Here is a 23,883-nt window from a genome sequence, read left to right on the forward strand (position 1 = left end):
AGAGGTTATTGAAATGAAGCTTGGTAAATCCGAATTCGGAAAACAAAATTCCTAATTAGAGTATGCTCATTAGGTCATTTTTGTCTTTTTTCTATCGCTTCATCTACTTGGTTCAATATGTTACGAATAGAGTCATCAGAAACAGGGGCACCTATCTGTTCTGTCATAAGTTTCACAGACGAAGTAACTCCTCGAGCTCCGGGATCAATTTTCAACTGCTTACAAAGTGCCCCGATGAGAACAAGCAATGTATTACGCTCTCTCGAGTGAAGTGTTTTTTCCACTTTAGGCTTCTTTGACTTGTCTTCTGTTTGTTTCCCTAAACCCTCTTCACTTTGTGATTCAACAAACCTCAAAAGCTCAGTTTTTTTGATAACCAGTTGATGCTCATACTCACCAAGCTCATGGCTATCCTCAAAAACATAATCAAGACTTGGCTGACTTTTAAACCTTTCCAGTGCTGCCGCTGACTCAGCTTTCTCAGCCTTACAAATCATTTCTTTTATCTCATGATCTCTACTAAAGATTAGATCCATGAGAGTAATACCTTCGTAGCACAAGGGCGGAAATATCATAGCTAAGAAAGAATGTTTCTTCTTATCGCCGGGAAGTGGTTTTAACACTGTTTGAAGCTTATATACTTGATCACCTTGAGCTAAAAAGACCCCATTGGTGTCCCCTCCGTCAAATGCAGGTTGACTTGAGGAGTTTTGGAATTGCTTCAAAACAGATGATGACTCCATGCCTATCATGGGCAAATCCCAAACACCACCAATGACCTGAACCTTCTCATCAAAAGCTATCCATTTACTTGTATCAGTTTTAGATGAGATATCAGAACTTCGCTCATTGCCCATAAGAGTACATCGCCCCGCGAGGGCATAAGCTTGGTTTATCAATCGAACCGATATAGTTAAATGCCCATCTAGAGCTAACTGACATATATCCGTCAAGACAACAGACTCCCCTAGCAAATCTGTTACGAATTTTGCTGACTCTTCTAGTGTGAAGAGTTCTCTTAGATTTAATAACTTGCTCATTTGACGCTTGTTTCGACCTTGCATAGCCCCTACATAAAGGGATGGATGATACAACATTGTCTTATGCTAAGTAGAACTAACGTAAATAGGAGGAAATATACGGAAATTGAAACAATTTTTAGGGGATGGTCAAGAAATGGGTACACCACAAGGTACACCAACAAAAATCAAACCAACCAATACCATTAAAAATCAGATACTAAAGATGCAGATTCAAATTACGCCAGCCCACCAAACGTTTGGAAAAGGCCACCTTCGGGTGGCCTTTTTTGTATCAACTAAAATAGTCTCTTTTTTCAAACATTCATGCTTTCTGAAATCTTACTACATAGATTACCGCATACCTTTGGCCCATGTAGGTTTACAAACTCGTTGAGTATTAATCAGTAAACAAGAAGTTCATAAGTACTAATCAAAAAGGCAGAGAGCATGGTACTAAAAGCCCTGCAACTTAAAAGTTTTCTGCTTACCTATCCTTTCTAAGAGATAACTAGATCTAAGTCTAAAGCCTATACTCATCTCCCTCGATGAATTGATTGATGCATTCATTGTTAGTCCCTACTCGCTTGTTTCATTACAACTCTATCGATGTAATGACTACAAATAGTAGTTACAAAAAATAATGTAACTCTAATTACAAAATTAACCTTAGATATTGAATAGAAACACAACATATATAGATTTTTAAATTTCAAAATGAAAGTATTGTTGTGAAAAATTAAATTGCTGGAATTATTACCGTCATATTAGTGAGCATTGTAATGAATTTTGAAGAAAGTAAATTGAATGACGAACACGTTAATCAATACACACCGAAAATCAATGGTGTGTTAACAAAGAAAGGAAAACCACTTAGTAGCCTGAAGGTTAGCCTTAGTATTGGTTTAAGCACCTCAGGGAAATCAATAGACTTATCAACATTCACAGACAGTACTGGTCGCTTTGAATTTTCTCCAGTCTATGAAAATAAAAACATCATAAGCACTCCTCTTATTGAGCACTATGTAACTATTGTTTTAGTCGCAGAACTCAGTAATGATGAAAGTACTATTATTTGGGAAGGAAGCTTTGATGGTTATAAAATAGAGGATTACGTAAAAAATAACATGGCTAACCTTTCTTGTGACACTGAGAACCCTCTTAAGTACTTTGCTTTTTCAATTGATGATGAAGAAAACGATGACTACTACGTGAACAGTCAATGTAACTTATTTGGTTATATAGACTCTGACTTGTATGGAAATTAAATAATGCACTCATGATGCAACTCCAGTTCCTATGTCTCCTCTTTGGCCATTTACTCACGGTGGTATTGAGTATCGGCTAGATGGAAGTTCTGGCATCTACTTCTGCGCTCATGGACTAGGAAAAAAATCTGTTCCGGGTTATGTCAATACCGCTACAAGTAATGAGTGGTCGGCACTACAACCCAAATCTCAAGCTTACCTAGAACGCAACGTATTTCTTGACTTCAACAATAGATATAATGCTCGGATGACTGATGGTTGGGTAAGTAAAATAGTCTCTTCAATTTTGACCTTACTAAGAATTTCAGGTCTGGGTCATATAATACAACAAATAGCAACTGTAGGCCTTACTGCTTGGGTTCAATTAGCTAATTTCAGAGCTAAAAAATGAATGTAACGAACACGTTCGCGGTATTATAAGCCACATGAATGTAATGTCAGGCAATGAGGAAGTTAACCTATCTAATATTACTTTTAGAGCAATAAATCTTTGTTTTTCAAGGTTAGTAAAAGGCTAGACAGTCATGCTAGTAACGTATTAAATACCCTGGAGTAACAACAAAATAAATTAGCCATCGTTTTATATATACGCTTCATCGGTCTTAAATTATTTGAATCATAAATAATAAAAGTGCGAAGCTATTTTGCTTCGCACTTTTATTGAGTTCAGCACGGCTAACTATATTAGAAGCGATACTCTACACCTAGTGATGCTTGGTTAAAGTCTGTTTCCGTGTTTGCACCGTTTGCGACATTCTCCGCATTGAGTTCTACGTCGTACCACATATATTCTGCGTTAACTAAGAAGTTATCAGTAACTTTAAAACCAACACCGGCACCAGCGAATACACCTTCATCATCTTTGTTGCCTTGGAAGCCAGCAACGTTGTAATCCGTCGAGTACCACATTTGACCGCCTTTTGCGTAAAGGTCGACACGATCAGCAATGGGAGCGGTAACTTTTAGAGCTGCTGTATAGCCGTCCGTTTCGGCATTTGCTAGGTTATTACCATAGCTACCGAAATCAATGTAACCACCTTCCAACGCTAAGTAAGGATTAAAACGGTAACCAACTAAACCTTGAATAACATCGCTGTCATCATCAAAGTCATCTTGTCCATCAACTTTTAAGTAACCGTAGTTGGCGCCAACATATACACCATGATCGTTGGAGTCCGCAGCATGTGATAAAGTACTAAACGTTGCTAAAGAAAAAAGGCTAATCAAAGTAACAACATTGCTTTTCATTTCGTTCTCCTAATATAAGTTCCATTGAAGGTTCGAATAGTAAAGAGCAAATGCAATGCCAACTTTAAATTAATGAAAAATATATTTAATTTTATAGAATACTGACAATACTCTAAAGATCGCCGAACAAAAATAGAAAAAAAGAGCTGTCTGTTTACTTTATATAAACAATACTAAATTGAGGTTAATCGCTGATGTGAAAAAGATTCTTGTTAATTTGTAGATTTTTCAAAGAAATTAAATAAACATCTAAAATACTCTTGTAGATTAATCAGTCAAAAAAATGCTTAGCTAGTTTTTATAAGAAAGGAAGCTAATCACACATACGTTGCATCTTACTTTGCTTCAAGCCGTGAATATTCTACTCTTTGCCTAAGCAGAGTTTAATGGAACTGAAGTATGTTAAAAGGCAGTGAATACCCTTCTATTCGAGCATTAAGGACGTTTGTCGCGGTCTCTAATTACCTCAGTTTCTCTAAAGCAGCGGATGCCCTATGTATTACGCAAAGCGCAGTAAGCAAACAAATCGCATCGCTGGAGCAATTGGTGGGTTTACCTTTAATACAAAGAGGGGCGAGTGGTATTGAGTTAACCGAAGAAGGCAAGCGTTATCTGCCGCAAGTCACAGAAGCTTTGGAGCTTATTCAGCATGCAACTGCCAACTTAATCCAGTCAGATTCAAAGCAAGAATTACTCACCGTGGACGTAACCCCTTCTTTTGCCAGTCTTTGGTTGATACCTAATATTGATGACTTCCACCAGCAACATCCTAACATCCGAGTAAGAGTCTGTACTGGGGATGGGAACGTCAAAGATTCGAGCAACGAAAGTGACTTACATATTCGCTGCCTTCCATTATCCACGCATTATGAATACAGCCACTTACTATGCGAAGAAATACTACTATTGGTCGGTACTAACGCTCCTGCACTCAAGAATGTGCACGCTGTTAGCGACTATCCGCTGATACCTCAAATCACTCGTCCTCAGTTGTGGGAGCAATTTAAGGCGGCACATGCAGTAGAATCAACCGTTACCTATCACTCTGTAGGCTTTGAACATTTTTACCTAGCTTACGAAGCCGTCAAAATGGGAAAAGGACTCGCCTTACTTCCTGATTTTATGGCGCAGAATTCTATTTTAAGAGGGGATATCCAACATATTCTCAACCTAACTTTACAGAGTGGTTATGGTTATTACGTGATGATCCCGAATTATCGCCTATCGGCTAAGAAAGTGGCGGCGTTTTACGAATGGTTGAAGAGCAAACTAAGCTAATATTGTTTTCTTGAAATGCTTTTGGTAAACCAAAACAACTCAAAGACTTCAGTATCTGTCTGCTCCAAATTGTGGCATTCTCATTAACACTGTTTCAAAAGGATAAATGGATTGAAAGATATGGACAGCAATTCGCCCAAACTCTCATTACGTACCATTGAGCCAACGGATTACCCTGAGCTTGCAGAACTAATGGACTTAGTGTTTCCTGATGTTGGCGGCTCATGGCCACGGCTGACTATTATGGATCTCATTCATCAGTTTCCTGATGGCCAAATATGTATTGAAGATAACGGCAAAATAGTCGGTGCAGCATTGACCATTAAAGTGGACTACAACCGCTTTTCTCTTCCTCATCTATATACCGACATCATTACCGAAAACAACGTCATACAGAATCAAGTAACCGGTGATGCAATGTATGGTCTCGATGTATTTGTCCACCCGGACTATCGAGGGCTACGTTTAGGTCGACGTTTGTATGATGCGCGTAAAGAGCTTTGCCGGAGTAAGAACTTCAAAGCAATTTTAGCCGGTGGCCGCATCCCGAATTACCACAAATATGCTGACGAATTGAGCGTGGCTGAATACATCGACAAGATAAAACGCCGTGAGCTTCACGATCCTATTTTGTCTTTTCAGCTTGCAAATGACTTCGATGTAAAGCGTATTATGCGTGGTTACTTGCCAGAGGATAGTGCTTCTAAAGGCTACGCAACTCTACTGGAGTGGGATAACTTTTTCTACGAAGAGGATATTCAATCCGTCCATGATGTAGAAAAAACGCTGATTCGTATTGGTGTTGTGCAGTGGCAAATGCGCGCCATGAATGACTTAGAGGACTTGCTCGATCAGGCTGAGTTCTTCATTTCTTCTCTTGCGAACTACAAAGCCGATTTCGCCCTATTCCCTGAATTCTTTAACGCGCCGCTGATGGGATTGCAAAACGACCAAAATTCCGTCGAAGCAATTCGCTTTTTGGCTAGCTTTACAGAAGAGATCAAAAACCGCTTCTCGCAAATGGCAGTCACCTACAACATCAACATTATTGCTGGCAGTATGCCCGTCATCGAGGATGGCAAGTTGTATAATGTGGCCTACTTGCTGCAACGAGATGGTGAAATAAACGCTCAATATAAGATCCACATCACGCCCCATGAGCAAAAAGACTGGGTGATCGACGGTGGTGACAATGTTCAAGTGTTCGAAACCGATGCAGGCAAAGTCGGCATACTGATTTGTTATGACAGCGAGTTCCCAGAGTTGGGAAGAATGCTCGCCGAGCAAGGCGCACAAATTGTGTTCGTTCCTTTCTGGACAGACACAAAAAATGGCTACCAACGAGTACGAATCTGTTCCCAATCACGAGCCATCGAAAACGAATGCTACGTTGCAATTGGGGGCAGTGTCGGCAACTTACCTCGTGTTGATAATGTCGATATCCAGTACGCACAATCTGCCGTATTCTCACCGTCGGATATCTATTTCCCACACGATGCGACCTTGACAGAAGCAAGCGCCAACACCGAAATGATAATCTTCGCTGATGTTGATTTGACTAAGTTGAAACAGCTTAATACCGAAGGCTCTGTCACCAACTTACGTCATCGCCGCCTTGATTTGTATGGCGCATTCACCAAAGCCAAAGAGTCATAAGGATCTCCCTAGTTCGCCGCTACCAAAGAGCGTGGCGGCGAGTAAAGCCAGCTGCAGGTTGATTCTGCGCAATTATCAGAGGCATGTCAGTTTTTCTCAACGGTGAGAAACAAGAATTGACCCAATAGGACATTCGGAGTATCACTCCAACTTCGTTCCGCTTTTATTAGGGGAAAGCTTTTGGAACATATTAACGAACTTCTCATGTCAATGAAGCCTTTGCTGGAGCAATACGGCTACGTTGCGCTGATTGTCAGTATATTTCTAGAAGGGATAGGTATCCCGATGCCTGGTCAATCACTGATGATCGCGGCATCTTTGCTCTCGTCAGAACAAGTCATGAACCTAAGTATGGTAATGATGGTATCGTGGCTGAGCTGCTTTTTTGGTAATACCTGTGGCTACTTAATCGGTTATTACTTTGAGGGGTGGTTAGATAAAAAAGGCTACATTTCCGGCCCGAAGATGCAAACGCTTCAATTGACTATCCAGAAATACGGCCCTACGTGCTTGGTCGTCAGCCGCTTTATTGAAGGAATGAAGCAATTTATGCCTCTTGCATGCGGTATCGCGAAAATGCCACGTAGAGAGTTTTTGCTCGGTAACGCCCTCGCGGCGACGGTTTGGGTATTGGTATTCAGCTTGTTAACTCACTTTGCATTTGAGCATTTAAGCGTGTTGAGCAACCTGTACACCGAATACAAATATCTGGTATGGGCATTTGCTGCTGTCTTATTTACGTGGATGGTTTTAGGTATTGTTAAACGCAAAAAAGCCAAATCAATGCAATAACAACAGTCTCTTCATTAACGCATAACTAAAGCTCGTGGTATCAGTGAGATACGCAACACGAGCTTTTATCTTTTTCTTTACGTGTAAAATTTAAACAGCCATTTAGACGTCTAGACGTTGACAATGTAGAAGTGTGATATTAGTCTGCTCTTCTCTCTTATCATTAACATTGTCGTTTACATGTCCGGTTCCCAACAAACTACTAAAACAGTTGCACCGTCTGCGGTCGCACTGATCCCATTAATTGTATTCCTTGCGCTATTTATTGGCGTAGGCACTTACTTATCTTTGCAAGGCGTGGAATTTGCCTTCTACCAGCTGCCTGCACCCATCGCGGTGTTACCAGCCATCATCATTGCGTTTCTTTTAAGTAAAGAGAAACTTAACCGCTCAATCGAACACTTCATGCGTGGTGTTGGCCACCCAGACATCATCGCAATGTGTATGATCTATCTGCTTGCAGGTGCCTTTGCTGCGGTAGCAAAAGCCTCTGGCGGTGTTGATGCAACAGTGAACCTTGGTTTATCCGCTATTCCAACCAGCATGATTTTACCGGGCATTTTTCTGATTTCTGCTTTTATCGCAACAGCAATGGGGACTTCGATGGGTACCATCGCAGCCGTTGCCCCCGTAGCGTTGGGTATTGCTGAATCAGCAGGAATGAGCTTACCGTTAACCGCAGGCGTTGTACTGAGCGGCGCTATGTTTGGTGATAACCTTTCTATCATCTCTGACACCACCATCGCGGCGACACGCTCTCAAGGTTGTGAGATGAAAGACAAGTTTAAAGAGAACATTCGTATTGCTTTACCTGCGGCGTTGATCGCGATTGCAGTGTTCGCTTTCAACAGTACTGCGACTCAAGTGCCTGCAACTGGCGATATTGAGTGGCTAAAAGTCTTGCCGTACATCACTATTTTGATCCTAGCGGTATCTGGTGTGAATGTGTTTGTGGTTCTGTCGATTGGCATTCTTTTGGCTGGCGGCGTGAGCTTGGCATCGATTGACAATTACGGACTAACTAATCTAGCCCAAGACGTATACAAAGGCTTTGGTAACATGCAAGAGATCTTCTTGTTATCCATGCTGATTGGTGGCTTGAGTGAACTGATGCGTCGCCAAGGTGGTCTTGCTTTTCTAACAAATTTCGTTAGTAGCCTTATCCACGCGTTTGGCTCTAGCCATTCAAAACACGCGAACAGCCGCGCAAGTGAGCTAGGTATCGCGGGCTTGGTTTCTATGGTGAATGGTTGCACGGCAAATAATACGGTCGCCATCATCGTATCGGGTAGCGTGGCGCGTCAGTTGGCGGAAGAGAACAATGTCTCTCCTCGTCGCTCAGCAAGCTTGTTGGATATTTTCTCGTGCGTGGTACAAGGCATTTTGCCTTACGGCGCGCAAGTATTGTTGCTAGGCTCAGTATTTAACCTTTCTCCATTAGAAGTGGTTGCCAACTCTTACTACTGTTTCGCGCTGGCAATTGCAGCCATTGTGGCGGTGTTTATCAAACACCCAGCACGCCAACCTGCAGTGCAAACCGAAAACTAACGACAAATACCAAAAAGGCTCCGATGGAGCCTTTTTGCTTTCCGTTCTTCTTTATTTTCCTTGCTTCAAACAGATTCACTTTAAAACTGAACGCAAACTTTGCGCACTGTGTAAAGGAATCGCGAAGCAATGCGCCACATCGCGTAGAGCTTCCACCTGAGCCGCGTTACTGATTGCTAATTCGCCTGCCACATCGAAGTGGTTATTCTCAAACCCCACTCTCACATCGAATCCAAGTAACATCGCACTCGCTAAACAGTCTTGCTCTCGCGCACCAAAAGCACAAATGGCACATCGAATTTCTTCCTCGTCAAAACGCGCCAAATTCAAACCTCGTAAATCCCATGGCGAAGACTGTTGAGTTTGGTGATAACGCCCTAACACCACTAATGCATGCTGATACGTTTTAGGTAACACGCCCGCATCGCGTAGTTGGAAATAACGTTCAATGTCGGTTGTATCGTAGAGAATAATTTGGCTCACGATGTTGTGCTCTGCCAACCAATGGAAAAAGACATGCCCTTCTTTCTCACTTGCGCGATCGGGGATTAACTCCCTCAATGCGAAAGAAGCCGCTTCAGGTTTCACAGCTTTGACTAACGCCCTCTGTTGTGGCGGAGAATATAAACCCACCGCTTCTGTGGTGAGCTGAACCATCAAGGTTTCTCCCACCGCTTCTTTCACGGCATGGTAAATTGCCATGTTGTCGTCGATGTCTAATGAATGACATCCGTTGGCGTCTCTAGCATGCAAATGGATCATGGCAGCCCCTGCCGTTTGACAAGCGATAGCCTCTGCAACCAGTTCGTCTTTTGTCATGGGTAAGTTGGCGTGATCGTACTTAGTTTTTCTAGCACCGTTTGGGGCCACGATAATGGCGATAGGTTCTCGCAAATATTGGTTTGCTACTTCCATGTCTCCGCCACCTCTTTTAACGTCAGTGAGAGTTTACCGACTAGTTCATCAATATGATGAGACTGAATAATGAATGGCGGTGCGAGCAAAATATGGTGTCCATTAACGCCATCAATCGTTCCGCCCATTGGGTAGCACATTAAGCCATTTTCCATTGCTCGCTGTTTGATGCGTTTGTCTGCCAATGTGGCTTTACTCAGAGGCGCCTTGCTTTCTTTATCCGCCACCAGCTCAATGCCAACAAACAAGCCTTTACCACGAATGTCGCCAATGTACGGTAAATGGGCCAATGCAGAAGTAAGCTCATTACGCAGCAAAGCACTTTGCCGATTAACCGCCGTTAATAAATCATCTTGGAAGATGGTTTGAATGGTTGCCACGGCAGCAGCGCACGCCACAGGGTGCGCCATAAAAGTATGACCATGTTGGAAAAAACCGCTTCCATCAGCAATAGCTTGATAGACTCGATCATTCGCAACCACCGCGCCAATAGGTTGATAACCCGCACCAAGCCCTTTAGCCATACAAACCAGATCGGGCTCTGCCTCTTCTTGCTCAAACGCAAAAAAACTGCCACTTCGCCCAACGCCACACATGACTTCATCCAAGATCAATAACACATCGTATTGGTCGCATATTTCGCGAATACGTTTGAAGTAACCTTGAGTCGCAGGCACAGCTCCAGCGGTGGCTCCCACAATAGGCTCGGCGACAAAAGCCATGACATTCTCAGCCCCCAGCTCAAGAATTTTTGCCTCTAGTTCATTCGCCGCTCGCAATGAGTAATCCAATTCCGACTCATGACTCTGCTGATAACGATAAGCATAGCAAGGGGCAATGTGATGACTCGGATGCAAGATGGGTTTGAACGGTTCACGTCGCCATTCATTACCACCGACCGCCAGAGCTCCCAACGTATTACCGTGATAACTTTGCTGACGCGCGATGAATTGCTTCTTCTCTGGCTTACCTGATTCTACAAAATACTGCCGCGCCATTTTTAGTGCCGACTCCACCGCTTCTGATCCGCCACTGACTAAATACACATGGTTGAACTGCCTAGGCATTTGCTGACAAATCAATTCCGCTAGTCGCTCACTGCTGTCACTAGTAAAAAATCCAGTATGAGCAAATGGCACTCGCTCGATCTGTTCCAACATGGCTTTTTTAACGGCGTGATGACTGTGGCCAAGGTTTGATACCGCAGCACCACCACAAGCATCGAGATACTGCTTTCCATGCTTATCGAATAGATAAACACCTTCACCTCTATCGATGATTGGTAGCGTGGCATGGCAATGACGGTGAAATACGTAAGACATTTGAGTCCCTTCCAATGTGTAATACTTGCACACATCATCAGGAACAAACCCAAACGTGACAAGAGAATAAATCTCACCCTCTATGAGCTTTTGGAATACCACAAACCAAAAACACCAAAACCCTTGATATTTAAACAATAAAATAAAAATAGGCCAGCTTTTTTAAAGGCTGGCCTATGGGTAACCCAAAGCTAAAAACAGAATCGTTTTACGCGTTTAGTGCCTGTTCTAAATCGGCTAGAATATCGTCAATATGTTCAATACCCACCGATAAACGAATCATCTCTGGAGACACACCAGCTTGTTTTTGTTCTGCTTCGCTCAATTGACGATGAGTCGTCGATGCAGGATGGCAAGCCAATGATTTTGCATCGCCAATGTTCACCAAACGCTTAAAGATTTTCAAAGCATCATAAAAACGCACACCAGCGTCATAACCATCTTTTAAACCAAACGACAAAATCGCAGAAGGCTTACCTTTCATGTATTTTTCGGCGAGATGGAAGTGTTCAGAACTTGGCAATCCGGCATAACTTACCCAACTGACTTTGTCATGCTGTTCCAAGAATTCAGCCACTTTGAGTGCATTCTCAGTATGGCGTTCCATACGCAGCGGTAACGTTTCTAGCCCTTGCATAAGCATAAATGCATTCATCGGTGATAATGCCGAACCGGTATTACGCAATGGTACGGTACGCGCGCGCCCGATAAATGCCGCCTCACCAAACGCTTCGGTATACACCACGCCGTGGTAAGAAGGTTCTGGTTGGTTGAAAACGGGAAAGCGGCCTTTGTGCTGCGCCCAAGGGAATTTACCGGAATCCACAATCACGCCACCCAATGTGGTGCCATGCCCACCAACGTATTTAGTGAGAGAGTGAACTACGATATCCGCACCGAACTCGATGGGTTTGCACAGCACTGGTGTCGCGACGGTGTTATCCACAATCACAGGCACGCCTTGTGCGTGAGCAAGCTCCGCCACACGTTCTAAATCAATGATATTACCCGCAGGGTTACCAATGCTCTCGCAGTACACCGCTTTGGTATTTTCATCAATTAACTCGGCCAAACTTTCTGGCTTGTCATCTTTAGCAAACTTCACCTGAATACCTTGATTTGGGAGCATGTGCGCAAACAAGGTATAAGTACCGCCATAAAGTTGCGGCGTAGAAACGATGTTATCGCCCGCTTGCGCTAAGGTCAGAATTGCATAGTTAATCGCTGCACTCCCCGCACTCACGACCAATCCAGCAATGCCGCCTTCTAACGCCGCCATGCGTTTTTCCAGAACATCGTTAGTCGGATTCATGATGCGAGTGTAGATATTCCCCGGCACTTCCAAGTTAAACAGATCAGCGCCGTGCTGCGCGTTGTCAAACTCGTACGCGACTGTTTGATAAATCGGCGTCGCGACAGATTTAGTGGTAGGGTCAGTTTCGTAACCAAAATGGATGGATAGCGTTTCGTCTTTCATGTTCTTCCCTGTCTTTCATCACTCAAATAGCGGCAAGCAAAGCACTTACCTTGCTTAAAACTTATATTGCCCAATTTTTCAACAAATAACGTAGGGATGAATCACAGAGATAAAACGCTAATTCAACTGTCCAAGTAACCAGTGACGAAACGTTTCTGTCGCATTCGTACGTGTGTTCATGATCAAGTAATACCCTGCATTGGCAGGAATCGGTTTGAATGGAGAAACCAAACGCTCTGTCGTCAATTCATCCTCAATCAGTGCCATTCGTGCCATCGCAATCCCAACGCCTGCTTCGGCTGCAGACATCGCCATATCCGTTCGATTAAAAAAGTGTCCGATATCGGTTTTAAAATCCAACCCCATCGCTGACGCCCAATATAGCCACTCATAGTCACGCGTCGCTTTTTCCCATGGCATCGCATCGTGTAGTAGCGTCGCCTCTTGCCATTGCTTCACTGGCATTGAGTTTTTTTGCTCACCAAACAACGTTTTTAGCCAGCCATGATCCTCAAGGTATTTTGGACTCATCACCGGTAGCAGATGCTCATCCAAAATCAGCTCCGCGTTAGCATTTCTATAAGGATGAAGACCATAGTCAATTGCGACGTCATAGTCTTTTATCTCACTATTTACCAGCGCACCTTCCGCAAAGATTTGTACTTGGATATCCGGATTATCATGATGGAAGCTTTCGAGCTTTGGGACTAACCATTTGAAAGCAAAAGAAGGCGTCAACTTCAAACGAATTTCATTGGTTTGCTTTTCTACTTTGAGCTCATCAAGCAATTTGCTCAGTTCCGAAAAGTGAAACTGCGTCGCTTGGTGTAACTGAGTGCCTTTTACGGTTAAACGAATACCGCGAGAGTGGCGTTCAAATAAAGTAAAACCTAATAACGCTTCCAAATGAATAATTTGTTGGCTTATGGCACCAGTGGTGAGGTGTAAATGTCTTGCAGCACCAGTAAAGCTGTTGTACTCCGCGACTTGGCTAAATAAACACAAACCACTTATCAGATTACTTTTCATCCTTGAGCCTATAGTTTTTCTAAACGCTGTGTGTAATTTATATCGATTGTTAACAAAAGGTAAAGAAAAGAAACTGAGCACTCTGATAAATGTGTGGAGTGCATCAATGGAAGTCATCGTATTAGGCAGCGGCGTTATCGGCTTAACCTCTGCTTGGTATTTATCTCAAGCAGGCTATCAAGTTACCGTCATTGACCGCCAAGCAAGCAGTGCCATGGAAACGAGCTTCGCCAATGCCGGGCAGATCTCATATGGCTATTCTTCGCCTTGGGCTGCGCCTGGTGTTCCTGTTAAAGCCATTAAGTGGTTAATGGAGGAGCATGCTCCACTTAAAATCAAACCCACTCTGAATGCCGACATGATCCGCTGGGCAAGTAAAATGGTCGCGAACTGCACCCTACCTCGCTATCAAGTTAACAAGGCTCGCATGCTTTCGATCGCCAACCACAGCCGTATTTGCTTAGAACAGTTACGCCAAGAACACGCCATTGAGTATCAAGGACGTCAGTTTGGGACCTTGCAAGTATTCCGAACACATCAACAGCTGCAAGCCATTGAAAAGGACATGCAGCTCCTTGAACAAAGCGGAACCCGATTTAAGCTAATGGACGTCGAACAATGTATTGAACAAGAGCCAGGGCTTGCACTTGTGAAAGACAAACTGGTTGGTGGCTTGCATCTACCTGATGACGAAACGGGCGATTGCCATCAATTTTGCCAACAACTAACGGAGCTTGCTAAGGCACACGGTGTCCGGTTTGAGTTCGATACTGAAGTAAGCAATTGGGTTACAGTAGGCAAAAAGATCATAGGTGTCCAAACGAACCGAGGACAATTTAAAGCAGACCAATATGTGGTGGCCTCTGGCAGCTACTCTACAGCGCTACTCAAGCAACTCGATATTGATATTCCGGTCTACCCTGTCAAAGGCTATTCACTCACCATCCCGATGGAAGATGAACACTTCTCTCCTCGATCTACTGTGATGGATGAAACCTATAAAGTCGCTATGACTCGATTTGATGACCGAATTCGCGTAGCTGGCACCGCAGAATTAGCAGGGTTTGATGCTTCCCTTCCACAAAAGCGCAAAAACACCATCGAAATGGTCATCCGTGATCTTTTTCCTCGTTGTGGTGACTTCAGCCAAGCTGAGTTTTGGAGCGGCTTTAGGCCAATGACGCCTGATGGCACACCAATTATCGGCGCGACTAAATACGATAACCTTTTTACTAACACCGGACACGGAACTCTGGGCTGGACGATGGCTTGTGGTTCAGGTCAATTGCTAGCAAGCGTAATGAAAGGTGAAAAAGCAAAAGTGATGGATAATGCGGAGCTTAACCTTTGTCGTTACGCCTGAGCACATGACTGAACAAAAAACAGGCAGACACTTACTCCACAAAATGCATAACCATTGGCATTTTTAACTCATCAAAATCGCAGCACATTTAAATGACAATGTGCTGCATAATTAATCATCAGGCAAATCTTCTACCTAAAAGGAGCAAATAAGCAACAAGAACCAAATTTTAACAACTACTCTCCATTCTGTGTTCATCATCACGCTACAAAGGATTTGTAGCTAAAAAAGTTAACAATTGCATTACATAAAGGGTAATGTATTGTGTGAAAAACAACCACAAACACAACTAACAGGGAAAATACTCATGCAGTCATTAGTTGATTTTCTGAATGGAATTATTTGGAGCCCGGTACTGATCTATTTGTGCCTTGGCGCAGGTTTGTTCTATTCAATCATGACGCGTTTTGTACAAATTCGTCACTTCTTTGAGATGTGGCGCTTATTACTTTCAGGGAAGAGTTCAACAAAAGGGATATCATCATTTCAGGCACTTGCCGTTTCACTGTCTGGCCGTGTAGGTACAGGTAACATTGCTGGTGTTGCTGCTGCTATCGGTTTCGGTGGCCCAGGCGCCGTATTCTGGATGTGGGTCGTAGCCTTCTTTGGCGCTGCAACCGCATACGCAGAATCAACACTTGCACAAATTTATAAAGAAGAAGACGAAGGCGAGTTCCGTGGTGGCCCTGCTTACTATATTGAGAAAGCAATGGGACAAAAATGGTACGCTTGGATCTTTGCTATCGCGACCATCTTTGCTTGTGGTGTTCTACTTCCTGGCGTTCAATCGAACAGTATCGGTAACGCAGTAGAAGCCGCATTTGGCTCAGGTGACATGATTGAAACCGCTATTGGTACCTTCAGTTTTGCTAAAATTTTCACTGGTACGGTTGTTTGTGTCATTTTGGCTTTCATCATTTTTGGTGGCGTAAAGCGTATCGCGAACTTTACCCAAGTCGTTGTGCCATTTATGGCGTTAGCTTACATCATTACTGCGTTTGTCATCATCCTTCTAAACATTGGTGAGGTTCCACGCATTTTCGGCATGATCATTGGTGACGCGTTCACACCAATGGCAGGCGTTGGTGCAGCAATCGGCTGGGGTGTAAAACGTGGTGTCTACTCCAACGAAGCAGGTCAAGGTACTGGTCCTCACGCAGCAGCAGCAGCGAGTGTTGATCACCCTGCTCAGCAAGGTCTTGTTCAATCTTTCTCTATTTACATCGATACACTACTTGTGTGTTCAGCAACCGCGTTCATGATTCTTATCACTGGCGCGTACAACGTAAATGGTGCGATTGAAGGTACATTCCTGGTTCAAAACCTACCAGCGGATATTGGTGCAAATGGCCCTGTGTTTACACAGATGGCGATCGAAAGCGCACTACCTGGCGTGGGTAAACCATTCATCGCAATCGCTCTATTCTTCTTCGCGTTTACGACCATTCTGGCTTACTACTACATTGCAGAAACGAACATTGCTTACATTCGTCGTACGTTCAAAGTAAATGGACTGATGTTTATTCTGAAAGTCATCATTATTTCATCCGTGTTCTACGGAACCGTGAAAACCGCCAACTTAGCATGGGCGATGGGTGATGTAGGTGTAGGACTGATGGCGTGGCTAAACATCATCGGTATTTTGATCATTTTCTTTATGTCGAAGCCTGCACTCAAAGCACTGAACGACTACGAAGAACAACAAAAACGTGGTGTGACCGATTTTACATTTAACCCTGTTGCACTGGGCATTAAAGGCGCAGATTACTGGGAAGATAAGTACCGACGTAAAACGGGTAAAGCTCCAACGGCAGACAGCAATAGCGCAGAAACTGTTGAGCAACCATCAACATAGCGTTATCACATAAATAAGAAAAAGCAGTGGTCCGATTGAGGACATAAAAAAGGGGGATTAACCAATGGTTAATCCCCCTTTCTTCATTATGAGTAGCAGCTTAGGCGATAACCGCTTCAACTTTACGAGCGATTTTTGCTTTACCTACAGGTAACACTTCACGACCAAATTCGTTGTTCAGTACTTGTGCCATTGCGAAGTAAATTGCACTTGCGCCACAGAAGATACCCTCGAAACCAGCGATAGCACCGATCACTTCGCTACCAGTGAAATCACGAGCAGCAAGCAAGAAGAACAGGATAGTTAGAGAACCAAATACCACTTGCTTCGCTGTTGGGTAACATAGAGAACCAATGAACATGAAACCAGTGAAGATGCCCCAAAGCGCTAGGTACCAACCCATAAAGCTTGCAGGGCTTGCAGGAAGACCCATGTGAGGCATTACGATTAGACCAACCAATGTTAGCCAAAATAGACCGTAAGAAGTAAACGCAGTTGTGCCGAATGTATCACCGCGTTTAAAGCACATGATGCCAACGATTACTTGGCTAAGGCCACCGTAAAAGATGCCCATCGCTAGAATCATAGAGTCAATTGGGAAAAATCCTGCATTATGAATATTGAGCAGAATAGTGGTCATACCGAAACCCATTAGACCTAGCGGTGCTGGGTTAGCCAGTTTTGTCGACATGTACAAATACCTTTTTTCAAAAATGTTGATAAAAAATGCGCGCGAATTTTAATGGGCTGCAGAACAAAAGAGAAAAGCTGTTATTGAAAACTTAGATTCCATAAATAAACCACTACATATATAAAAAAAGACCCTGCAAAAAAGCAGAGTCTTTATAGATGGTTAGGTTGTTTTTTACTCGATCACTGACAAGAAATCTCGTCCCAGAACCAGTTGCTTTGCGTTGGGCTTTCCCACACTCCTGGGCCATTTTTCGCAACAAAACATTTGTTTTGGTACGTCACTTTATCGCCGTTAGCGACTTGCGTTACACCCGGCTCCCACTGAATAAAATTGCCTGTCACTGGTGGTTCTGGCTCGGTTACTGGCGGCTCAGGTTCTGTGACGGGCGGCTCTGGCTCAGTCACCGGTGGTTCAGGTTCCGTTGTAGGCGGCTCCGTAGGAGTGCCTGAAACCAGCTTCCACGGGTCTCCTTTCGTTGGCTCATTACCTTGTGACCACCATTTCGCTTCGTAAACAGCACCTTGGTAAGAAACTTGATCACCCGTGTTATATACTTTGCCAGAATCCCAAGCTGCCACACCACCTACAGGCGGCTCAACCGGATCCACTGGGTCTAACTTGTCAACTACACGAACTTCTGGCCAACCCGCATGAGATTGGTAGAAGTTAGTTACACATTTCTCATAATCACCCGCAACTAGCGCAGAGTAAGCCGTTTGGAAACCAACAAGCTCACATTCAAATGAGTGACCTCCAGGACGATCTGAGTAGTATTTCCAGTTACCATCCCAGTTGGTGTAAAGCACGTCTGTCGCACCATTTAGATTTAAGCTGCCGTAAGGCGTCTGCTGCCAACAGGTATTGGTCTCATCGGCTTCAATTGGAATTTGATAATGAGCGGCAAGTCCTTCCCAATAGCGAATACGGTTAACAGGTTGACCTTTATCCTTGTTTTGCTCACCACACTCAATACCACCATTGATCACGTTGATGGTGGTACCAAAGCCGTAACCAATGCCAGCATCAAGCTCACGCTGTGAAGGCACCCAAGTACGGTCAATCACATGTAGCATTGCAGGTTTCGGTGCTTGTGGGGTTAGGAAGAACCAGATAGCCGATGCTAAGTTCAGCCACGAATCCGCAACCAAGCCTGGATTTTTTAGCAATACAGATGCATCACCATCAAACATCACTTCAGAGAACGCGCCATAGTTAAAATGGTAAGAAAGCTGTTTTGCACCACGTCCAAAGTAACCTTGTCCAGGTTCACATGGCCAGCGTTTGTTTTGCCAGTCATTTTGACCACAACCTGTTGTGTAACCTTCTTGCCCTTCAGACCATCCCATTTCTCGCACATGAACCAAAGCTTGCTGCCACTCTTCCAACCCTAGCGGATTATCCGATACGTTATCGATCGAAATATGGCCACCGGTTTCTTGTGCAAAGTGAGCAAACGCTGTCACGATCGATTTTTTACAAATTGCATCCGAATCACGACCGTCTGTGTACTCACCACAGAATGCAGGGAACTTACCAATTGCACGTAGGAAACGCGTGTAAGTGTATTCAGGTGCCGCCATTTGAGTCAGGAAGTCCCACTCACTTTCGGGGAATACACGCTCTACACGCTTCACGTTTTCTGGGTTGGTTGTCGCCCCTGGAACAATCGCTTCAACTACTGAGTTCGGGCGTGTCTCTAATGCTTGTGACCAAATGGCATACATAGGATCAGAAGTTTTGCTTTGCTCTACGGCTTGAACGTCACCACGAGCAATAACATAACCATTCGGATTTTGCGGATCGGGCTGAATATTCATACTCGCATTCACTTGTGCTGCTAAGACACAACTCAATGCAAGAGGAAGATGTTTGAGTGCAAACATGTCTAGTCTCCGGATTTCAACAATACAATATACGAGGAATAACTAGACATATAGTGGATCATATATACGAAACACCGAGCCAAGTACGTTGATTCTGCGAGACAAAATGAATAAATAGGTCCTCACACACATTTTGTCACAAGAAAAATGTTACCTTGACTCAAAAGAAAAGCGGAGACCCTGTGAGCCTCCGCTTTGTGATGTTTCTCTCTTTATTGTTCTGCCGAAACCACCTCTAGCTTCGCGGTTGACTTTTGTTTAGACAGCACAAAATAAACCACACACTGAGAAATAATTGCGGCAAGCACAATCACTGGTGAGGCGTTGATTCCAGCTAAAAGAAAACACCCCAATGCGATCATTCCATTGAGTAATGCGTAAGGTAATTGTGTACGGAAGTGCTCATACTGTTCACACCCCGCTCCTGTCGACGACAAAATCGTAGTTTCAGAGATGGGAGAACAGTGATCGCCAAACAAGCCACCAGATAATACCGCACCAATACAAACCAACAGTGGTGCATCAATCGCGACGGCAGTTGGGATCACTAATGGCATCATGATGGCAAACGTCCCCCAAGATGATCCCGTAGCGAACGAGATAATACCGGCCAGTAAAAACGCAACCGCTGGCAATAACCAGTAAGGGAAACCGGCTTGAGCTTGTTCAGCAATGTATGCAGCTGCACCTAATTCTTTCCCAACCGAGCTAAGCGCCCAAGCCAATACCAGAATCACCGCCACTGACATCATGTTTGACATCCCTTTCAGATAAACCTGAATACCATCCGAAAGCTTTCTTACGCCATAAAACGCCATCAGCGCAATTAAAGTGAAGGCCGCGAAGAAATATGCAGAAGAAAGTGCAGCCCTAAACGTTGATCCTGCCACTTTTTGAAATGGAAAACCGTGTGGCACGAGGATGGTACATAGAACCACCAGCATAACGAGCAAAGATGCCCATACAAAACTAGATTTTGCATTTTTATGCGTAAACACATTCATAGACTCCTGCACTTTCCCAAAGTCGGAGCCCTGCTCTGCTAGTTGTTCAGCCTTCGCCATCGGTCCGAAATCTAATTTGAAGAAAGAGACAATCGGCACAATCGCGATCGCAAGAAAGGCGTAAAACTGATACGGGATCGCACCAATGAAAGCATCCCAATCACTCATACTGACATTCAGGGCAGTAAACTCTTTTTGAATCAATCCCATGATGTAAACGCCCCATCCGATAAAAGGGAGCAAGATTGCGACGGGAGAGGAAGTCGAATCGATAATAAAAGCTAATTTTTGGCGTGATACTTTTAACTTATCAAATAAAGGGCGAAAAACAGGGCCAACAATCAGTGGTGTACCAAGGTCTGAGAAGAAAATAACCACACCACCGAACCATGCGGACAGTTGAGCTTGGCATTTACTCGCAACCCATTGAGTAACCTTTTTAGCAAACGCCACACCACCGCCAGATTTCTCCATCAAGGCAACAAAGCCACCAATAAAGACCAAGAGCAAAATGACGCCCGCATTGTAGCTGTCAGTTAATTGCGGCAGTAGATAGCTTTTCATCAATGCACTAAACGAGTCTAGTGGCCCTTTTTCGACAAATGTCCCTTCAAGCATAGCGACACCACTCACCACACCGGCGAATAAACCAACAACGACATTTCTTGTGGTCAGCGCGAGGAAAAGAGTAATAAGGATGGGAATGAGAGAGGTAACGTCAGCCTGTTCCATAGCAATACCATTTATGATAATTAAACAATTAAAATGAATATATATTTAATTTAACCGCATGTATATATCTCTCAAAAAAAAGTTGAGCCACCTCTTCACAAACTTGAAGTACAAAAAAACCAGCCCGAAGGCTGGTTCTTATAAACTCAACTGTCTAGAGGAAAATTATTCCCACTCGAATATCAATGAGAAGGAAATAAGTCTATATAACAGCTAGTTAGAAAAGTGGTCCTTGTCGATACCATCATCGATACCATGCTCAGAATTTTTTTGTTTTTTTGCTACTCGTCGACGCTTTAGTTCGGCTTTAGCCCAGGCGGAGGATTCTTGCATATCACGACGAAGCTCTTGTATCTCTTCAACACTAAGCCGTCGCGGACCCGAGGTAATTCTATCCATCTTGTGCCTCCAACTTGTCGCTGTACATTTTAGATAGCGTATCAAAATATGAGTTACCAGCAAGAAATCTTGGGGATGTTTTTAGATTATTTTTCATACACATCTTGAAAGCTATACGCAGTGCCCAAAGATTATACAGCGAGGAATAACCTCATTAAAAAAGGATTAAATCATGGGTTTGAAACCAGGACCAAAGCCAATAGCCAAGTCGACCGGCAAGCCAGATAAACGTCGACGGGACAATAAAAACACCCCAGGAAACACTCCGGGCCTAAAGCCGAGTAAATCCTCTACTAAGTAACGCTACCTCAATTTAGAGTCAGGTTAAGTCGCACTGACTCTTGTTCTAAAATCTACAACATATTCTGTTCCGCTTAAACTTAGCAGAAGTTGCCAATTTTCCGGACAAGAAATTTAAACAGGCTCATTACGTTGAGCCTGTTTAAACATATTATTGCGAGGCAAGATCTGCCGAACAAGGTGTGATCCCTCCTTGATCGTTAATTAGTGCACGCGTTTGTTTAGCTGTGAGCACAACCTTAGTTTTTGAATCTTCATATACTTTACCTAGTGCGATGACATCTGATGATGTGTAAACCTTTTTATTTGGACTATTTTCCGTCATTTGAAGCGCTATTACGGATGGGCTGACACCTTCTTCTAACATACGTCCTGCACGTTCTGTAGTGTGACCAGCTCGTGCGCTAGGACTAGAAACTTTTTCTATTCCATCGTTTATCGAGTCAATAACGGTGTTGATCATATCTGTCATGGTTCATTCCTCATCTTTACCCCTAATCATGAAGCGTTCATTTACACGCCGGACTATAAGAGTTTTGTTTACTATGGATTAGCAAGTTAAGCACAAGCACGACCCTATAGTTCCCATTAGTGAAAAGAACAGCGTCAGTCAAAAATGGTATACTACGTGTGCAAAATAGTCCTAACTATCATTAAAATCACTCTATTGAGCTTGATAGTTATCCTACATGATAAAAGTAGACGAGCTATATACGCTCTAAGGGCATAATTAAATATCCCTACATTTCCCTTAATAGGTGTCGAGAATGACGAAGAAAAAATTGCATGGTTCAGTGATAAACAATTGGTTTAGAGAGTTAGATGCCGTTATCCGGCACGAGATTTTAAGTTATATCGTGGATCGCAAGGCTATTGAAGAAGGAAACTTGATGTGGGATGGCATTGATTTCATCAATAACTTGATTGCTGGTATGGACTGCACCGAAGATTACATTGACGCATTGCTTGATGTCGAAAACGATGAAGAAATTCTAGAGTTCGAGAGCTTAGCGGGATCGTTTTCAGGAGTGCATCAGGCTGAACGATTTCTCGAAGAAAAAGACTTTCTGATTCAAGTCATGGACAGCAATAACCTTGAGGAGCTTAGTTTTGAAGCACAGTACCGACTGGCCGTCACTTATCCATTGGCAAAGGAGACTGTAAAGCATTACCTCAAAACGATGAATAGCCATGAAGTGCCAAATTGCCTTCGCGCGTCAAAGCTGAATGAAGAGTTTCGTATTAATGACTTATGGCATACCAACGACCTCGCCGAAATAGTAAAATATCATATTCATGTGCTCGACAGAGTAACCAAAAAAAAAGACATCAAGCGGGAAAAACCCTCATTAGTGACGTCCGTTAAAAGGAATCGCTACATAGATATTTACCCTATTAAAGGTCGCAATTCTTTAGAATTGAATACAAGCTATAAATGGGATGTGATTAAAGAGCTTGGTGAGCCCCATCGTACAGAGGTATTGGCGTATTGCAGTGAGTTGGTTAACGTATATATGCACCACTTATCTTGTGATGGACTTGCAAACGATAGTCTTAGTCCTGATCATAAATCCCTACCAATACCACCGTCAGAAAAACTATTAGTGACTCGTTACGATCGCTATTTGCCAATATTGATTGGCCTTTACTGTATCAAGAATGAGCATCGATACAAGGAAATTGAGGGGCGCGAGTGGGAGGTAGAATTCGAGAGTTTTCGAGATTTCGTCGAACACGATCTTTTGGTCAATTTTGAATGTCTATATGAGCGCTACGTTATATATGCAAATGATCCGATAAAGACAGAAGAAATCGACATAGCGTATTATGTAAACGCTGTTTTATCGAGAAGCGTAAAGGCAAGTATTGCGGCAGCAAGAAAAGAAGTAGACCAAATAGAGATGGAATATTTTAAGTCCATAAACTCGTAAAAATCATACAGTCAGAAATACATTCAAGAAAGAGCAATATTAGATCATGCGTTTGAAAACAGAACCAAAACTAATTGCCAAATCGACTGTCAAGATAGCTCAACGTCGACGTGAGACAAAAAACCACCAAGTAACACTCCGTATCTAAAACCTAGTTAATCCTCAAATGA

The 23,883-nt window shown here is 43.4% G+C and carries 20 protein-coding genes; 9 read left to right on the forward strand and 11 right to left on the reverse strand.

What is annotated here, in order from left to right; translation table 11 throughout:
- Positions 1-74 precede the first annotated feature (74 nt).
- Positions 75-1,040 carry a hypothetical protein gene (locus R7Q48_RS12090; RefSeq protein ID WP_318132309.1) on the reverse strand — a complete coding sequence of 322 codons (966 nt, stop codon included), beginning with the start codon at positions 1,038-1,040 and terminating at the stop codon, positions 75-77.
- Positions 1,041-1,146: 106 nt separating this feature from the next.
- On the opposite strand from R7Q48_RS12090, the gene R7Q48_RS12095 reads away from it, so the two are divergent.
- Together R7Q48_RS12095 and R7Q48_RS12100 are read left to right on the forward strand one after the other, a co-directional pair.
- On the forward strand, positions 1,147-1,416 hold the full coding sequence (locus tag R7Q48_RS12095) for a hypothetical protein (RefSeq protein WP_318132310.1): 270 nt from the start codon (positions 1,147-1,149) through the stop codon (positions 1,414-1,416).
- Positions 1,417-1,801: 385 nt separating this feature from the next.
- A complete protein-coding gene (locus tag R7Q48_RS12100) occupies positions 1,802-2,287 on the forward strand; it encodes a DUF6795 domain-containing protein (protein ID WP_047102125.1) in 486 nt (161 codons plus the stop codon).
- Positions 2,288-2,971: 684 nt separating this feature from the next.
- On the opposite strand, the gene R7Q48_RS12105 is transcribed toward R7Q48_RS12100, so the two are convergent.
- The gene (locus R7Q48_RS12105) at positions 2,972-3,535 is read right to left on the reverse strand and encodes a porin family protein (RefSeq protein ID WP_005381668.1); all 564 of its coding nucleotides are present in this window, start codon (positions 3,533-3,535) and stop codon (positions 2,972-2,974) included.
- A 399-nt stretch (positions 3,536-3,934) separates the two neighbouring features.
- Here R7Q48_RS12105 and R7Q48_RS12110 point away from each other — a divergent pair, with 399 nt between their 5' ends.
- The 4 genes from R7Q48_RS12110 (at position 3,935) to R7Q48_RS12125 (ending at position 8,809) form a co-directional block, all read left to right on the forward strand.
- On the forward strand, positions 3,935-4,813 hold the full coding sequence (locus tag R7Q48_RS12110; RefSeq protein WP_213967875.1) for a LysR family transcriptional regulator: 879 nt from the start codon (positions 3,935-3,937) through the stop codon (positions 4,811-4,813).
- A 120-nt stretch (positions 4,814-4,933) separates the two neighbouring features.
- Positions 4,934-6,469: a bifunctional GNAT family N-acetyltransferase/carbon-nitrogen hydrolase family protein gene (locus R7Q48_RS12115; protein ID WP_047102129.1), complete on the forward strand. Its 1,536-nt coding sequence runs from the start codon at positions 4,934-4,936 to the stop codon at positions 6,467-6,469.
- Positions 6,470-6,673: 204 nt separating this feature from the next.
- Entirely contained in the window at positions 6,674-7,261 is a 588-nt protein-coding gene (locus R7Q48_RS12120; protein ID WP_005383738.1) for a DedA family protein, read from the forward strand.
- Positions 7,262-7,441: 180 nt separating this feature from the next.
- Positions 7,442-8,809: a Na+/H+ antiporter NhaC family protein gene (locus R7Q48_RS12125; protein ID WP_167426846.1), complete on the forward strand. Its 1,368-nt coding sequence runs from the start codon at positions 7,442-7,444 to the stop codon at positions 8,807-8,809.
- 75 nt (positions 8,810-8,884) lie between these two features.
- Here the strand turns inward: R7Q48_RS12125 and R7Q48_RS12130 are convergent, their stop codons facing one another.
- The 4 genes from R7Q48_RS12130 to R7Q48_RS12145 all read right to left on the reverse strand — a co-directional run bounded on the left by R7Q48_RS12130 (position 8,885) and on the right by R7Q48_RS12145 (position 13,552).
- On the reverse strand, positions 8,885-9,724 hold the full coding sequence (locus tag R7Q48_RS12130) for a 3-keto-5-aminohexanoate cleavage protein (protein ID WP_206975485.1): 840 nt from the start codon (positions 9,722-9,724) through the stop codon (positions 8,885-8,887).
- The gene (locus R7Q48_RS12135) at positions 9,715-11,046 is read right to left on the reverse strand and encodes an aspartate aminotransferase family protein (protein ID WP_213968977.1); all 1,332 of its coding nucleotides are present in this window, start codon (positions 11,044-11,046) and stop codon (positions 9,715-9,717) included. The genes R7Q48_RS12130 and R7Q48_RS12135 overlap by 10 nt, the downstream gene beginning before the upstream one ends.
- Before the next feature lie 208 nt (positions 11,047-11,254).
- The gene (locus R7Q48_RS12140) at positions 11,255-12,523 is read right to left on the reverse strand and encodes an O-acetylhomoserine aminocarboxypropyltransferase/cysteine synthase family protein (RefSeq protein ID WP_225473439.1); all 1,269 of its coding nucleotides are present in this window, start codon (positions 12,521-12,523) and stop codon (positions 11,255-11,257) included.
- Between the two features lie 117 nt (positions 12,524-12,640).
- Entirely contained in the window at positions 12,641-13,552 is a 912-nt protein-coding gene (locus R7Q48_RS12145; RefSeq protein ID WP_017635708.1) for a LysR substrate-binding domain-containing protein, read from the reverse strand.
- Between the two features lie 106 nt (positions 13,553-13,658).
- On the opposite strand from R7Q48_RS12145, the gene R7Q48_RS12150 reads away from it, so the two are divergent.
- A complete protein-coding gene (locus tag R7Q48_RS12150) occupies positions 13,659-14,915 on the forward strand; it encodes a D-amino acid dehydrogenase (RefSeq protein ID WP_005383728.1) in 1,257 nt (418 codons plus the stop codon).
- Positions 14,916-15,222: 307 nt separating this feature from the next.
- Positions 15,223-16,770, forward strand: coding sequence for an alanine/glycine:cation symporter family protein (locus tag R7Q48_RS12155; protein WP_005381681.1), 1,548 nt, complete (start codon positions 15,223-15,225; stop codon positions 16,768-16,770).
- A 100-nt stretch (positions 16,771-16,870) separates the two neighbouring features.
- Here R7Q48_RS12155 and R7Q48_RS12160 read toward each other — a convergent pair whose 3' ends face one another.
- From R7Q48_RS12160 to R7Q48_RS12180, 5 genes are all read right to left on the reverse strand, one after another.
- Positions 16,871-17,461, reverse strand: a complete 591-nt coding sequence (locus tag R7Q48_RS12160; RefSeq protein ID WP_005381682.1) for an acetate uptake transporter — start codon at positions 17,459-17,461, stop codon at positions 16,871-16,873.
- A gap of 182 nt (positions 17,462-17,643) precedes the next feature.
- The gene (locus tag R7Q48_RS12165) at positions 17,644-19,347 is read right to left on the reverse strand and encodes a chitinase (protein ID WP_151514544.1); all 1,704 of its coding nucleotides are present in this window, start codon (positions 19,345-19,347) and stop codon (positions 17,644-17,646) included.
- 212 nt (positions 19,348-19,559) lie between these two features.
- Positions 19,560-21,083: a Na+/H+ antiporter NhaC family protein gene (locus tag R7Q48_RS12170; protein WP_318132311.1), complete on the reverse strand. Its 1,524-nt coding sequence runs from the start codon at positions 21,081-21,083 to the stop codon at positions 19,560-19,562.
- A 213-nt stretch (positions 21,084-21,296) separates the two neighbouring features.
- Positions 21,297-21,482 carry a hypothetical protein gene (locus tag R7Q48_RS12175; RefSeq protein ID WP_054730032.1) on the reverse strand — a complete coding sequence of 62 codons (186 nt, stop codon included), beginning with the start codon at positions 21,480-21,482 and terminating at the stop codon, positions 21,297-21,299.
- Between the two features lie 451 nt (positions 21,483-21,933).
- A complete protein-coding gene (locus tag R7Q48_RS12180) occupies positions 21,934-22,254 on the reverse strand; it encodes a hypothetical protein (protein WP_054730031.1) in 321 nt (106 codons plus the stop codon).
- Positions 22,255-22,549: 295 nt separating this feature from the next.
- Here R7Q48_RS12180 and R7Q48_RS12185 point away from each other — a divergent pair, with 295 nt between their 5' ends.
- Positions 22,550-23,713, forward strand: coding sequence for a hypothetical protein (locus tag R7Q48_RS12185; protein WP_054730028.1), 1,164 nt, complete (start codon positions 22,550-22,552; stop codon positions 23,711-23,713).
- Positions 23,714-23,883: the final 170 nt, after the last annotated feature.

The organism is Vibrio sp. 378 (genome assembly GCF_033339435.1).